This is a genomic window from Vibrio sp. zbq_1, assembly GCF_043102935.1.
GTDB classification, from domain to species: domain Bacteria; phylum Pseudomonadota; class Gammaproteobacteria; order Enterobacterales; family Vibrionaceae; genus Vibrio; species Vibrio parahaemolyticus.
Genome location: NZ_JBICJH010000044.1, coordinates 259,549 through 273,890, shown reverse-complemented (window position 1 = coordinate 273,890; position 14,342 = coordinate 259,549). Strand labels below are relative to the sequence as shown.

The window sequence follows — 14,342 nt, the reverse complement described above, 5'->3', positions numbered from 1 at the left end:
CTATCATAACGTCATTAATAAAATCAGGCTAATCCAGGAAACAAGTTACGTAAGCCGTTTGCAATAAACTCGATGCCTAGCGCTCCAAGAATCAAACCCATGATACGTGTGATCACGTTGATGCCTGTTTGACCCAAGAAACGAACGATCAAAGGTGCCGAACGAAATAGCAACCAAGAACAAAGGCAAAACAGACCAATCGTGATAACGATGCCCACGGTATCGAACATACTTGGGTAACGCGCGCCATAAACGATTGTTGAGCTGATTGCACCAGGACCAGCCATTAGTGGCATCGCTAGTGGTACAACGCCGATCTGTTCGCGGCTAACGTATTCAGATTTTTCTTGTTTGTTCTGCTTATCCTCACCGAGCTTACCGCTCATCATCGAAAAGGCGATGCTTAACAGCAGCAAGCCACCTGCCACTCGGAATGAATCCAGTGAAATACTGAACATATCCAACAGTAACTGACCTGCAAGCAGGGAAATGATCAGGATCACGGCCACTGCCACATTGGCTGTTGTCGCGGTTTTGATCTTTTCTTCTGGTGTCATATGTCCGCTTAAAGACACGAAAACAGGCATGATGCCTACGGGGTTAACGGCGGCAACCAACCCCAAGAAAAACTGCAGGAAAATGGCTAGCTCTAAAGTCTGCATATTGCGTACTCGTAAATGTTCACATTAGTGAAAAACGGAAAGGGTAAATTTACACCAATCTATCGGGTTTTGTTGCTAAGTAAATTCGTGGGAGGTGACTACAGTTAGAAAGGGATGGATAACTGCGATACGCACCTTTGTTCTTATCGAATTTCTGCGCAATTATTGGAACATCTACTTACCAGATTCCAGATTGGTTTTCGGCGCTAAATGTAAGGCAAAAGTGCATTAGGAAGAAATGAAAAAAACTAACGTATTGACCCCACTATTTGTGAGAAAAACTAATTTTTTAATAAAATGTATCTAATCTGAGAGTGAAATGTTACATAGGATGTTGCTGTGAAATTGTGCTGTTTTACACAAACGTTAACATTCGCACATTTTTGATAAAAACAAAGGTGGTTTGTAGAGAGATGTATTTGATTCGATATACTCTCAGTAGCACAAAAAATTAGGCCTACATGTAATTTTGTTGGCTAAAAATGAAACTTTTTTACAGGTTGTTGTTGTTTCTTTTATTTTTTTGTCTGTTTGCTTGTTTTTTATGCAATAAATAAGTTGGTTTAATTTATTTGTTTATCAAATAGTTACATTAAATTGTTGTGGTTAACCACTACTTTGGTGGTATTTCGAGTGTGAGAACTGATCCAAGTCAATTTTTTTCACACTCTGAAATATTATACTCAGTCCTGAAAGCAATTTACTAAGACGTTTGTTCTCTAAGTGACTGATAAACAGTAAAAACGAAAGACAATTGCCTTAATAAAAAGTTTTTAATATTTGTTAATTTTAGGAGAATCCCTATGCCTGTAACTAATATGGCTGAACTAGATGCAATGATTGCTCGCGTTAAGAAAGCGCAAGAAGAGTTCGCTACTTACTCTCAAGAGCAAGTAGACAAAATCTTCCGTGCAGCGTCTCTTGCAGCTAACCAAGCTCGTATCCCTCTAGCGCAACAAGCGGTAGAAGAATCTGGTATGGGTATTGTTGAAGATAAAGTAATCAAGAACCACTTCGCTTCTGAGTTTATCTACAACAAATACAAAGACGAACAAACGTGTGGCATCCTAGAAGAGGATGACAACCTAGGTACTATGACTATCGCTGAACCTGTAGGTATCATCTGCGGTATCGTACCAACAACTAACCCTACATCTACAGCGATCTTCAAATCTCTAATCTCTCTGAAGACTCGTAACGGTATCATCTTCTCACCACACCCACGTGCGAAAAACTCTACTAACGATGCAGCGAAGCTTGTTCTAGATGCAGCAGTAGCAGCAGGTGCACCAAAAGACATCATCGGTTGGATCGACCAACCTTCAGTTGAGCTATCAAACGCTCTAATGAAACACGATGACATCGCGCTTATCCTTGCAACTGGTGGTCCAGGCATGGTTAAAGCAGCTTACTCTTCTGGTAAGCCAGCAATCGGTGTAGGTGCTGGTAACGTTCCTGTAGTTATCGATGAAACAGCAGACATCAAACGTGCAGTTGCTTCTGTACTAATGTCTAAAACTTTCGATAACGGCGTAGTATGTGCTTCTGAGCAGGCTGTAATCGTAGTTGATGAAGTTTACGACGAAGTGAAAGAGCGTTTTGCTTCTCATAAAGCTCACGTTCTATCTAAAACAGATGCTGACAAAGTACGTAAAGTGCTTCTAATCGACGGCGCGCTAAACGCGAAAATCGTTGGTCAACCAGCTACAGCTATCGCTGAAATGGCGGGTGTTAAAGTTCCTGCAGATACTAAAGTGCTTATCGGTGAAGGCCTAGGCAAAGTATCTTACGATGACGCATTTGCTCACGAGAAACTATCTCCAACTCTAGGTATGTTCCGTGCAGACAACTTTGAAGATGCAGTTGCTCAAGCCGTAACAATGGTAGAGATCGGCGGTATCGGTCACACATCTGGTCTATACACTAACCAAGACGTGAATGCAGACCGCATCCGTTACTTCGGTGACAAGATGAAGACTGCTCGTATCCTAATCAACATTCCGACTACACACGGTGGTATCGGTGACTTGTACAACTTCAACGTTGCACCTTCTCTAACTCTAGGTTGTGGTTCATGGGGTGGTAACTCTATCTCTGAGAACGTAGGTCCTAAGCACCTAATCAACAAGAAAACTGTAGCGAAGCGAGCTGAAAACATGTTGTGGCATAAACTACCTAAGTCAATCTACTTCCGTCGTGGTAGCCTTCCAATCGCACTTGGCGACCTAGAAGGTAAGAAACGCGCATTCCTAGTAACTGACCGTTTCCTATTCAACAATGGTTACGCAGATGACGTAGTAAGCCTACTGAAAGCTCAAGGCATGGAAGTTCAAACATTCTTCGATGTTGAAGCTGACCCAACACTATCTGTAGTAGAAAAAGGTGCGGCTCAAATGGCTAGCTACCAACCTGACGTTATCCTAGCGCTAGGCGGTGGTTCTCCAATGGATGCAGCGAAAATCATGTGGGTAATGTACGAGCACCCAGAAACTCACTTTGAAGAACTAGCAATGCGCTTTATGGACATCCGTAAACGTATCTACAAGTTCCCTAAAATGGGTAAGAAAGCTGAGCTTGTATGTATCACTACAACTTCAGGTACTGGTTCAGAAGTTACTCCATTCGCAGTTGTTACTGACGACAAGACTGGTGCTAAGTACCCACTAGCTGACTACGAAATCACGCCAAACATGGCTATCGTTGATGCGAACCTAGTAATGAACATGCCTAAGTCTCTAACAGCGTTCGGTGGTTACGATGCAGTAACTCACGCTCTAGAAGCTTATGTATCTGTTCTTGCGAACGAATACTCTGACGGTCAGGCTCTTCAAGCACTTAAGATGCTAAAAGAATACCTACCATCAAGCTACGCGAATGGTGCAAATGACCCAATCGCTCGTGAGAAAGTTCACAACGCAGCAACTATCGCTGGTGTAGCATTTGCGAACGCATTCCTAGGTGTTTGTCACTCAATGGCGCACAAACTAGGTGCAGAGTTCCACTTGCCACACGGCCTAGCTAACGCACTACTAATCTCTAACGTGGTACGTTACAACGCGAACGACAACCCAACTAAACAAACTGCGTTCTCTCAATACGACCGTCCACAAGCACGTCGTCGTTACGCTGAAGTTGCAGACCACCTAGGCCTAAGCCAAGCTGGTGACCGCACTGCTCAGAAGATTGAACGTCTACTAGCATGGTTGGATGAACTAAAAGTTAACCTAGACATCCCAATGTCTATCCAAGCGGCAGGTGTTGCTGAAGCTGACTTCGTAGCGAAACTAGACGAGCTAGCGGTTGAAGCGTTCGATGACCAATGTACTGGTGCGAACCCACGCTACCCTCTAATTAGCGAGCTAAAAGACGTTCTACTAGCTTCTTACTACGGTAAAGCTTTCGTTGAAGGTGAAACTTTCGAAGGTACTACAGTAATCAAGAAGAAAGCAGACCAAGAAGCAGCGAAATCTGCTCCTAAAGCTAAAAAAGAAAAAGCTGACGCGTAATTAAGAGTCGCTTTGAGTAAGGTTTTCGCTAGCACGAAACCTTAATCGGGAAAAGGTTAAAGCCCCAGTCAAATGACTGGGGCTTTTTTTGTTTAGGAGCTGGAGGTTGCTTACGTCGGAGTCGGGAAACACAGAACAATGGTGTATGTTTACACTTCGGTCGCAACTACTCGGCCACTGAAGTATTCATTTGAGACGATGTACGCTGTGTTGCGGACCAGTTCGTCTTGGATCTCTGCCCAGTGCCTTTCGTCAAGATCCTCTCGTGTATGACTGACAGAGGGAATCACGCCGCCGACGCGGATATTGAAAGGGGTGAGCTCTTTTGCCCAGCTGTGCGTAAAGCCAGACACCAAAGCCGCCATGCTTTCAACACCAGTCAGATCTTCGTGATTATCATGCGAAATGACATTCACGATCACGCCTTTTTTACTGCGCGCTCTAAATCGTTCCGCGCCGACTTGCCCGTAGGTATAGAGAAAACGTGCTGCGGAAGAAAGGTGGTCGATATAGATACTCATTGGTTCTGGCGCCATTAGGCTTGGCATCGGTGAGCTCGTCCAACAATTAACGATAACATCTGGGGTTGCTCTGAGCTGCGATTCGATCTGATCAAACAATAGGTTTATAGATGTGGGGTTATCACTACACACATTCATTGCATAGACTTTGTCGGTAAATGCGCGGATCTGATCATAACTCGCCTTTAGGGCGCTTGAATTTTGGTCACACAGGATCAACGTCGCTCCGAGATGAGCGAAATGGCTGGAGCACGTTCTTCCGATGACCGAACCCGCAGATGTGACGAGAATGATTGACTCTTTAATATCCATAACACCTTCACTGTATCCATGTGTGAAAAACAATACACCAGTGGTTTGTGCTATCAGCATGGTTGAAATTCGTTGAGCTCAGTGTGAAAGGCTTCAAACTAACGCTTTCGAGTAAGGACTATTGTGCGGTAATTTGTAAGCCGTCACATTTCTGACGTGTTGATACTGCAAGCTGTTGGATGAAAAGCTGATCTCTATGCTTGAGCTTGGATCTGATACTGACGTTGAGCCGTCACTAGCTGATTGTAGAGGCCCGCATCAGGGATAAGGCTCTTGTTGCGCTCACCTAAAGTGCGGCGCTCGTGGCCTGACAAATTATGATAAACGTCTTCAGGAAGATCGAACGTATCTTCTGGCAAGTAGGTTAGGGCGTCTGGTTTTAGGTAGTGGCTGAACTTTGCAGATGGCAGACCCGCATTATGGAATTGTTTCGCTTGTAATGCGGCGAGCTCGTAGCTGCTGCTATCGGAGCGCAAAGCTTGAGGCTGAGAGAGCCCAAACTGTTGACGAAGAATCTCTTCGCTTGTGGTCGTTTCTTTAATTTCTTCAACCGGTACGACATCTCGAACATCGTTTGAGAACATAGACAAAATCAGCGAAAAATCGGCACGACGACCTTCGTGAACAGCATGGTTGATACCGTTGCCGAACTGAATTTCGTTGATAATTGCTGCTTTGTCTAACGTATGAATTTGCATGATGTTCCTCTTGAGATGCTTTTATAACGGCGCATCAAAGAAGAACTTTAGGAAAAAGAAGAGATTAAATGGGTATTTTTAAGCGAGAAAAGAAAAAGCTCGCTGATTCAGCGAGCTTTTAAAATAAGACTAAATTGAACTAGGGGGAAGTCAATTACTTCGCTAGGTTCTCAGCTACGAAGTCCCAGTTTACAAGAGCCCAGAAGCCGTTCATGTAATCAGGACGTACGTTGCGGTAATCGATGTAGTACGCGTGTTCCCATAGGTCAACAGTTAGAAGTGGAGTAGTACCTTCTTCTGTTAGTGGCGTTGCTGCATTAGAAGTGTTAACGATTTCTAGAGAACCGTCAGCTTTCTTAACTAGCCAAGTCCATGAAGAACCGAAGTTGTTGATTGCTGCGTCAGTGAACTTCGCTTTGAATTCTTCGAAAGAACCGAATGCTGCGTTGATTGCGTCTGCAACTGCGCCAGTTGGTTCGCCGCCCGCGTTTGGAGCAAGACAGTGCCAGTAGAACGTGTGGTTCCAGATTTGCGCTGCGTTGTTGAATACGCCACCAGTAGAAGTCTTGATGATCTCTTCTAGAGTTTTGCCTTCGAACTCAGTACCAGGGATAAGACCGTTAAGCTTAACAACGTAAGTGTTGTGGTGCTTACCGTGGTGGTAGTCTAGAGTCTCTGCTGAGATGTGTGGTTCTAGTGCGTCTTTCGCGTAAGGAAGAGCTGGTAGTTCAAATGCCATTACTCGATTCTCCATTGATATGAAAGGTTAACCTTTCGATTGCTTCCAGTGTTTTTTATAGCTATGTAGCCTTTACGGCTGACTTGCTAGGTATTTTAGCAAGTTTTTACTTTATTAAAACCCCGATATGAAAATATTTTGAGATGCTAAGTGTTGTTCATGCTCGTCCACTTACCAACGAAGTGGTAGTAAGCGGTCAAACTTTTTGCTTTTAAATCATCTCAGTATAAACCGTATCAATTATATGGTTTTTATTCTGTCGTTATTGAGTAGAATGTGGCAAATAAACAAGTTCAAATCCATGAATGAGGAAGCGATGGAAACTATCGACAAAATCAAACAGCAGATCTCTGAAAACTCAATCCTGCTGTACATGAAAGGCTCACCGAAACTGCCAAGCTGTGGTTTCTCTTCTCAAGCATCACAAGCGCTAATGGCATGTGGCGAGAAGTTCGCTTACGTAGACATTCTACAAAACCCAGACATCCGCGCTGAGCTACCAAAATACGCACAATGGCCAACGTTCCCACAACTATGGGTTGAAGGTGAGCTAATTGGTGGTTGTGACATCATTCTGGAAATGTTCCAGAAGGGTGAACTTCAGCCTCTAATCAAAGAAGCTGCAGCACGCGCTGAAGGTCAAGCTGAGTAATTCGTAAATACTCACATTTGGCGATAGAATACGAGGGAGCCGCATTGGCTCCTTTTTCTTTTTTAGGTTAGTGGAATGAACATAAAGCTTTACTACGTACATGACCCTATGTGCAGTTGGTGCTGGGGATACAAACCAACCATCGAAAAACTAAAACAACAACTGCCAGGTGTGATTCAGTTTGAGTATGTGGTGGGTGGGCTTGCACCAGATACTAATTTGCCAATGCCGCCAGAAATGCAACAAAAGCTTGAGGGGATTTGGAAGCAAATCGAAACTCAGCTAGGCACCAAGTTTAACTACGATTTCTGGAAACTGTGCACACCAGTGAGAAGTACGTATCAATCATGCCGCGCTGTTATCGCCGCGGGATTTCAAGATTCGTATGAGCAAATGCTCGAAGCGATTCAGCACGCCTATTATCTACGTGCAATGCCGCCTCATGAAGAAGCAACGCATCTTCAATTAGCGAAAGAGATTGGCTTGAATGTGCAGCAGTTTAAAAATGATATGGATGGCACGTTATTGGAAGGTGTATTCCAAGACCAACTGAGTTTAGCGAAAAGTTTGGGTGTTAACTCTTACCCTAGTTTGGTGCTGCAAATCAACGATGCGTATTTCCCAATTGAGGTGGATTACCTATCGACCGAGCCAACGCTTAAGTTGATTCGTGAACGCATTATCGAAAACATGCCAGCGCAATAGTGGCTTCGTTTTCGATTGAATTAAAAAAACCGCTCATATCGAGCGGTTTTTTTGTTAGCAAAGGTATCAGTCTTTTCTGTTAGAAAACTTGATACTAAAGCACCATTGCAGCGATCCAACCGAAGATGATCAGTGGGATATTGTAGTGGATGAAGGTTGGAACAACCGTTTCCCAAATGTGTTCGTGCTGGCCGTCAGCATTTAGGCCAGAAGTTGGGCCCAATGTTGAGTCGGATGCTGGAGAACCTGCATCACCTAGCGCTGCAGCTGTACCTACTAATGCGATCGTTGCCATTGGTGAGAAACCAAACGCCAAAGAAAGCGGAACGTAGATGGTTGCAAGAATTGGAATCGTCGAGAATGAAGAACCAATACCCATGGTTACCAATAGACCAACAACCAGCATAAGTAGCGCAGCAAGCGGTTTGTTGTCACCAATACTTGTAGACAGTGACTGAACTAGGGTTTCTACGCCACCGGTTTGTTTCATTACCGCTGCAAAACCCGCGGCTGCGATCATGATAAAGCCGATCATCGCCATCATGTGAACACCTTTGGTGAATACGTCGTGGGTTTCTTTCCATGCGATAACGCCACCAAACGTGAACACCATAAAGCCAGCGAGAGCACCGATGATCATTGAGCCGGTGTAAAGCTGAACACCAAGCGCGGCAATAATACCAAGTGCAGCCACTAGGATGTGCTGTTTGTTAATGCTGTGGTCGGTTTCGTGAACCACCGTCAGTTCTGTTTCTTTGTACTCACGAGGTTTTCGGTAGCTAACAAAAATGGCCAGTAGCAAACCAAAAATCATACCCGCGCCAGGAAGCAACATTGCGGTTGGTACTTGGCTTGCGACAACGTTCTCTAAACCGTTGTCATGCAGGTTCTTCAGCAAGATGTTGTTTAAGAAGATGCCGCCAAAACCGACAGGAAGCACCATGTAAGGTGTAATCAGACCAAAAGTCAGCACACACGCAATTAAGCGACGATCCAGTTTAAGTTTCGCAAATACGCCCAAAAGAGGTGGAATCAAAATTGGAATAAAGGCGATATGAACAGGAATTACGTTCTGAGAAGACATGGTTACGAGCACTAACGCCACTAATACAGCGTATTTAAGGCCAGTAGTCGATGCCGCACTTTCTTTGCCGTTTAGGCGTTTAATCACGCTTTTTGCGAGCAGGTCAGTGATACCAGATTTAGAAATGGCAACGGCGAATGTGCCAAGCATAGCGTAGCTAAGTGCAATCGTTGCACCGCCACCTAAGCCACTTTCGAAGGCCGCTACGGTATCGCCTAAGCTCATTCCCGCAACAAGGCCACCAACAATGGCACTAAACGTGAGGGCGACCACCACGTTTACACGCATCAATGCTAACACGAGCATGACGCAAACTGAGATAACGACAGGATTCATACTATTCCCAATATGTTGTGTTTACTTATTATTCTTCGTTAACAAGCGGCCAACCGCCGAGGGCCTTCCATTTGTTCACGATGCCACAGAATAACTCTGCAGTTTTTTGTGTATCGTAAAGGGCAGAGTGCGCTTCACGATTGTCGAATTCCATCCCTGCCGTTTTGCATGCTTTAGCGAGAACAGTTTGACCATAAGCAAGGCCGCTTAATGTGGCGGTGTCAAAAGTAGCAAAGGGATGAAAAGGGACTCTTTTTAACTTGCAGCGTTCGTTCGCTGCATTAACAAAACTTAAGTCGAAAGCGGCGTTATGTGCAACCATTATTGCACGTGAGCAATCAGATGCTTTTTGCTCTTTACGAATCAGCTTATAAATTTCTTTTAATGCTTCTTGTTCAGAAATCGCACCGCGTAACGGGCTGAAAGGGTCACGAATACCATTAAACTCAAGCGCTTCTTTCTCTAAATTCGCGCCTTCAAAAGGTTCAATATGAAAATGAATAGTGGAGGCTGGATGCAGAACGCCTTCTTCATCCATACGAAGGGTGACGGCGCAGATTTCTAAAAGTGCATCGGTTTGAGCATTGAAACCAGCGGTCTCAACGTCAACAACCACTGGGAAATAACCACGAAAACGCTTTTTCAGGGTTAGGGCTTCATTTTCTATTGTCATGTTGGCTTATTTTTGTGTGACGAAGGCTGCATTATTGCAGATTATATCGATGAGAAAAACCGCAATTTCGGAGAAAAACGGAATTCTATTTTCCATCTAATCAATAAGCTCGCGCGGCGCTTGAGATAAAGAGCACAAGTACCGATTTTTGTGTCACGCAGGTGCATATTTAACTCGGAAATAGATACGATTTAGCGGCATTTGTGGGAGAAATCAGAGCTAGAATCGTTCATTTTGATACTCTCACCAAGAAAGTTAGAGCATTGGCGGGATTTTTGCATGACAATCGTTGTAGTTTTAATGATTCCAATTAACGGCAAAAGACTGCCGTTTGAGAGATTGTACTAGATGAATAAATGGCTGATAACCAGTGGTGTCATGCTTTCACTGCTTAGCGCAAACAGTTACGCGGTGATGGGCAAGCGTTATGTCGCTACTCCGCAGCAATCACAATGGGAAATGGTGGTAAATACCCCTTTGGAATGTCAGCTTGTGCATCCAATTCCAAGTTTTGGTGATGCGGTGTTTTCGTCGCGTGCGAGTAAAAAAATCAATTTGGATTTTGAACTTAAGATGCGTCGCCCTATGGGTGAAACACGCAATGTCAGCTTGATCTCAATGCCACCGCCTTGGCGACCAGGTGAGCATGCCGACCGCATCACGAATCTGAAGTTTTTCAAACAGTTTGATGGGTATGTCGGTGGTCAAACTGCTTGGGGTATTTTATCTGAATTAGAGAAAGGCCGTTACCCAACATTCAGCTATCAAGATTGGCAAAGTCGTGATCAACGAATTGAAGTCGCGTTGTCATCCGTATTATTCCAAAGTAAGTACAATGCGTTTAGTGACTGTATCGCCAATTTGTTGAAGTACAGTTTCGAAGATATTGCGTTTACGATTTTGCATTACGAACGTCAGGGCGACCAACTGACGAAAGCGTCTAAAAAGCGTCTTGCTCAGATTGCTGATTATGTGCGTCACAATCAAGATATCGACCTCGTGCTGGTGGCGACATACACTGATTCAACCGATGGTAAGAGCGAAAGCCAGAGCCTATCGGAGCGACGAGCAGAGTCTCTACGTACTTACTTTGAATCACTGGGTTTGCCAGAGGATCGTATTCAAGTGCAAGGTTATGGCAAGCGCCGACCTATTGCTGATAATGGCACGCCGATTGGTAAAGACAAGAACCGTCGTGTAGTCATCTCTTTAGGTCGAACTCAAGTTTAGGCCGTAGTAAAGCATGCTTACATATAAAACGCCGGAGAAATAATCTCCGGCGTTTTTGTATATGTTAGTGAGTATCTACTTACTGTCGAATAACTTTCGTTGAGTCATTTCCAAGTGATGAGGTCAGCTTATTTTCGACCTTTGGTCATTAATTTAAACGAAACTTAGCGATCACTTCGCAATTGGTTGCGGTATCGATCTTCTCTACTTGTTTCGCAATTGCTGGGTTTGGATGACGCTTCATAAAATCGATAAGTGCTTTTGTGCAACAGCCGATGGAGTCAATGAAGCTCGCGCAATTCTGGTTTGGGCATTGGGGAATAAGTGTGAGCACTTTTTCAGATGCCAGCTGAAGATATTTGAGTTCGTATTCGGTATCACCAGCCCAGCGCCAAAATTGCGCGAGGTTGTGGCAAGAGATTACAGAAATCAAAAGTCGTTCGTCTGCTTCAATTTCCACGCATTCACTAATGTCTTCACTTAAGCTTAAAGCTTGCTGGTAGTGAAGAATGCTGCGTACAGGATCATCTAGTTGCAGGGCAGTATCGGCTAGGAGTGTGTGTTTTTCCCATTCACTGATCATTATCGTTGTCCCACGTGTCGAATTTGGGGTGAATCTAAACGATAATTATTATCAAGTAAAGTGGTTTGTTTACAAAAGGACAGGCAGATCGCAGACCTGCCTGTAATTGAGGTTCGACTTGCAATGCAAGTGAATCAGATGAATTAGCCTTCTAGACCCGCAGAAGCTTGTTTGTTCTGGATAAGCTCAATCATGTAACCATCAGGATCTTTTACAAAGGCGATGTGTGTTGTACCACCTTTCACTGGGCCCGCTTCGCGAGTAACGTTACCGCCTGCGGCTTTGATTGCATCACATGTTGCGTAGATGTCGTCTACGCCAATTGCAATATGACCAAATGCTGTGCCTAGGTCATATTCTGTCTTACCCCAGTTGTAAGTCAGTTCAATCACGGCACCTTGGGATTCATCACCGTAACCAACAAAGGCAAGTGTGTATTCGTACTCTTTGTTTTCGTTGGTACGAAGCAACTGCATGCCCATGACTTCAGTATAAAATTTGATTGATTTGTCTAGATCACCTACGCGAAGCATAGTGTGTAGAATTCGACCGTTTGACATTTTTAGCTCCTAGCTTCTGTTTTCAGATAGTGTTAACTATCTGGGTATACTTTCTCTTTATATTCGCACAAATCTTCAATAATGCAGCTTCCACAGCGAGGCTTTCTCGCTAAACAAGTGTAGCGACCATGAAGAATTAACCAGTGGTGTACATCGAGTTTGAACTCTTTTGGTACCACTTTTAATAGTTTTTGTTCGACATCATCTACCGTTTTTCCCATCGCAAACTTAGTACGATTCGAAACGCGATAAATGTGCGTATCGACGGCAATGGTTGGCCAACCAAATGCGGTGTTGAGCACGACATTGGCGGTCTTACGTCCGACTCCTGGAAGAGCTTCAAGAGCGTCGCGATCTTCAGGCACTTCGCCATTATGTTTTTCTAATAAGATCTTACAGGTTTTGATGGTGTTTTCTGCTTTTGAGTTAAACAGGCCAATAGTTTTGATGTATTCCTTCAAACCATCGACACCCAAATCGAGAATACTTTGTGGCGTATTCGCAACGGGGAAGAGCTTATCAGTGGCTTTGTTTACACTGACATCGGTCGCTTGCGCTGAAAGTAGCACAGCGATGAGTAACTCAAATGGAGAGCTCCAGTTCAGTTCCGTTTCAGGATTGGGGTTGTTTTCTCTTAATCGTTCAAGAATTTCTATTCTTTTTTCTTTGTTCATTGCTGACTTCCAAACCCGTCTTTGCGGTTTATGAAAAAGGCCCTACGAGTGGTAGAGCCTTGATTTTAGAATTCTTATATTATGCGTTAGTTACGCGAGCACGCTCAATGGCCGGTTTTTCTTCTTTCGGCTGACGAGCCTGAATTGAGCTGTCGATAACATTTTTCAACGCAATCAAAAGTCCTACACCGATGAAAGCACCTGGTGGTAATAGTGCTAATAAGAAGCTGCTATCAAATTGGAATACTTGAATGCGCAGCGCTGCAGCCCAGTCACCCAATAGCAAGTCTGCGCCGTCAAACAATGTGCCGTTGCCGATAAGCTCGCGCATTGAGCCCAACACAACTAGCACACTGGTCATGCCCAGTCCCATCCATAAGCCGTCCAATGCGGCAGGAAGCACATCATTTTTTGAAGCGTAAGCTTCGGCGCGACCGATGATGATACAGTTGGTTACGATCAACGGGATAAAGATACCCAGTGATAGGTACAATCCGTAAGCGTAAGCATTCATTAGTAGCTGGACGCAGGTTACGAGTGACGCAATGATCATAACGAAAACCGGAATTCGGATCTCTTTAGGAACATAGTTACGGATCAGTGAAACCGTTACGTTAGACCCCACTAGTACCAGTAATGTGGCAATACCAAGCCCCAGCGCGTTGGTGATCGTCGATGAAACGGCGAGTAGAGGACATAAACCGAGCAGCTGAACCAATGCTGGGTTGTTGCTCCACATGCCGTTCTTCATCAATTGTTTGTTTTCGCTCATTGATTGTCTCCTGCGCAGTTTAGTGGCTGGCTGAGAATCTCATCACGAGATTGATTTACGTAGTTTACGGTGTTTCTGACTGCTTTGACGACAGCTCGAGGCGTAATGGTAGCGCCAGTAAACTGATCAAAGTCTCCACCATCTTTACGAACTTTCCAAGAATTCCAATTATCTTCGGTGACTTGCTTACCCGTGAAGCCAAGAATCCAACTGGTAACGCGAAGATCTATTTTATCGCCTAGCCCCGGTGTTTCTTGATGGCTAAGTACGCGCGTACCTAAAATCTTACCTTGATTATCGATACCTGTGATGACTTTGATTTCACCGTTATAGCCATCTGGTGCAATCGACTCAATGGCGATGGCTGCTGGCTCGCCATTTTTGGTGGCAATGTAGGTAGGCATTGCGTGCATCGTGCCAAGCTCTGGAGACGTCACCAACGTGCATGATTGAGTTAATGCGTTGTCGTGCATCGTTTCAGGAATTACTTGATTAAGCACTGAAAGTAGCTGCTTTTGTTCCTGAAGCTTGATTTGATCTTCGGTTAAGTACTGAGTCAACGCGACCAAACCTGTTGTGGCGCAAGCAAAGATCGCCAGTGTCAGACCATTTTTTCTAATTGCGGTTAACATGTT

15 protein-coding genes are annotated in these 14,342 nt (G+C 44.4%); 4 read left to right on the top strand and 11 right to left on the bottom strand.

The window, feature by feature from the left end; translation table 11 throughout:
* Positions 1-23: 23 nt before the first annotated feature.
* The gene (locus tag ACF8CV_RS23595; protein ID WP_005461786.1) at positions 24-662 is read right to left on the bottom strand and encodes a YchE family NAAT transporter; all 639 of its coding nucleotides are present in this window, start codon (positions 660-662) and stop codon (positions 24-26) included.
* Positions 663-1,465: 803 nt separating this feature from the next.
* Between ACF8CV_RS23595 and adhE the strand changes: the two genes are divergently transcribed.
* Positions 1,466-4,168: a bifunctional acetaldehyde-CoA/alcohol dehydrogenase gene (adhE, locus tag ACF8CV_RS23590; protein ID WP_005461748.1), complete on the top strand. Its 2,703-nt coding sequence runs from the start codon at positions 1,466-1,468 to the stop codon at positions 4,166-4,168.
* A 149-nt stretch (positions 4,169-4,317) separates the two neighbouring features.
* On the opposite strand, the gene ACF8CV_RS23585 is transcribed toward adhE, so the two are convergent.
* The 3 genes from ACF8CV_RS23585 to sodB form a co-directional block, all read right to left on the bottom strand.
* Positions 4,318-5,061 carry an SDR family oxidoreductase gene (locus ACF8CV_RS23585; protein WP_171055890.1) on the bottom strand — a complete coding sequence of 248 codons (744 nt, stop codon included), beginning with the start codon at positions 5,059-5,061 and terminating at the stop codon, positions 4,318-4,320.
* Positions 5,062-5,195: 134 nt separating this feature from the next.
* Entirely contained in the window at positions 5,196-5,699 is a 504-nt protein-coding gene (locus ACF8CV_RS23580) for a VC2046/SO_2500 family protein (RefSeq protein WP_138937598.1), read from the bottom strand.
* Between the two features lie 154 nt (positions 5,700-5,853).
* Positions 5,854-6,438, bottom strand: a complete 585-nt coding sequence (gene sodB, locus ACF8CV_RS23575; RefSeq protein ID WP_005485383.1) for a superoxide dismutase [Fe] — start codon at positions 6,436-6,438, stop codon at positions 5,854-5,856.
* 316 nt (positions 6,439-6,754) lie between these two features.
* On the opposite strand from sodB, the gene ACF8CV_RS23570 reads away from it, so the two are divergent.
* Both ACF8CV_RS23570 and ACF8CV_RS23565 read left to right on the top strand, forming a co-directional pair.
* Entirely contained in the window at positions 6,755-7,090 is a 336-nt protein-coding gene (locus ACF8CV_RS23570; protein ID WP_005494473.1) for a Grx4 family monothiol glutaredoxin, read from the top strand.
* A 75-nt stretch (positions 7,091-7,165) separates the two neighbouring features.
* The gene (locus ACF8CV_RS23565) at positions 7,166-7,795 is read left to right on the top strand and encodes a DsbA family protein (protein ID WP_005494474.1); all 630 of its coding nucleotides are present in this window, start codon (positions 7,166-7,168) and stop codon (positions 7,793-7,795) included.
* A gap of 94 nt (positions 7,796-7,889) precedes the next feature.
* Here ACF8CV_RS23565 and ACF8CV_RS23560 read toward each other — a convergent pair whose 3' ends face one another.
* Positions 7,890-9,215: a Na+/H+ antiporter family protein gene (locus ACF8CV_RS23560; protein WP_005490613.1), complete on the bottom strand. Its 1,326-nt coding sequence runs from the start codon at positions 9,213-9,215 to the stop codon at positions 7,890-7,892.
* A gap of 28 nt (positions 9,216-9,243) precedes the next feature.
* Complete coding sequence (rnt, locus tag ACF8CV_RS23555; RefSeq protein WP_025580333.1) at positions 9,244-9,888, bottom strand: ribonuclease T; 645 nt, start codon at positions 9,886-9,888, stop codon at positions 9,244-9,246.
* A 348-nt stretch (positions 9,889-10,236) separates the two neighbouring features.
* On the opposite strand from rnt, the gene ACF8CV_RS23550 reads away from it, so the two are divergent.
* A complete protein-coding gene (locus ACF8CV_RS23550; protein WP_005494483.1) occupies positions 10,237-11,118 on the top strand; it encodes a flagellar protein MotY in 882 nt (293 codons plus the stop codon).
* 148 nt (positions 11,119-11,266) lie between these two features.
* Here ACF8CV_RS23550 and ACF8CV_RS23545 read toward each other — a convergent pair whose 3' ends face one another.
* The 5 genes from ACF8CV_RS23545 to rsxG all read right to left on the bottom strand — a co-directional run bounded on the left by ACF8CV_RS23545 (position 11,267) and on the right by rsxG (position 14,339).
* Positions 11,267-11,701 (bottom strand): DUF2753 domain-containing protein, encoded by a 435-nt coding sequence (locus ACF8CV_RS23545; RefSeq protein WP_005490627.1) that lies wholly within the window; start codon positions 11,699-11,701, stop codon positions 11,267-11,269.
* A 143-nt stretch (positions 11,702-11,844) separates the two neighbouring features.
* Positions 11,845-12,261, bottom strand: a complete 417-nt coding sequence (gene gloA, locus ACF8CV_RS23540) for a lactoylglutathione lyase (protein WP_005480812.1) — start codon at positions 12,259-12,261, stop codon at positions 11,845-11,847.
* Positions 12,262-12,293: 32 nt separating this feature from the next.
* Positions 12,294-12,935 (bottom strand): endonuclease III, encoded by a 642-nt coding sequence (gene nth, locus ACF8CV_RS23535; protein ID WP_005480814.1) that lies wholly within the window; start codon positions 12,933-12,935, stop codon positions 12,294-12,296.
* Between the two features lie 79 nt (positions 12,936-13,014).
* The gene (locus ACF8CV_RS23530; RefSeq protein WP_005480817.1) at positions 13,015-13,707 is read right to left on the bottom strand and encodes an electron transport complex subunit E; all 693 of its coding nucleotides are present in this window, start codon (positions 13,705-13,707) and stop codon (positions 13,015-13,017) included.
* Positions 13,704-14,339: an electron transport complex subunit RsxG gene (rsxG, locus tag ACF8CV_RS23525; RefSeq protein WP_138937597.1), complete on the bottom strand. Its 636-nt coding sequence runs from the start codon at positions 14,337-14,339 to the stop codon at positions 13,704-13,706. Before rsxG ends, ACF8CV_RS23530 begins: the two co-directional genes overlap by 4 nt.
* Between the last annotated feature and the right edge of the window lie 3 nt (positions 14,340-14,342).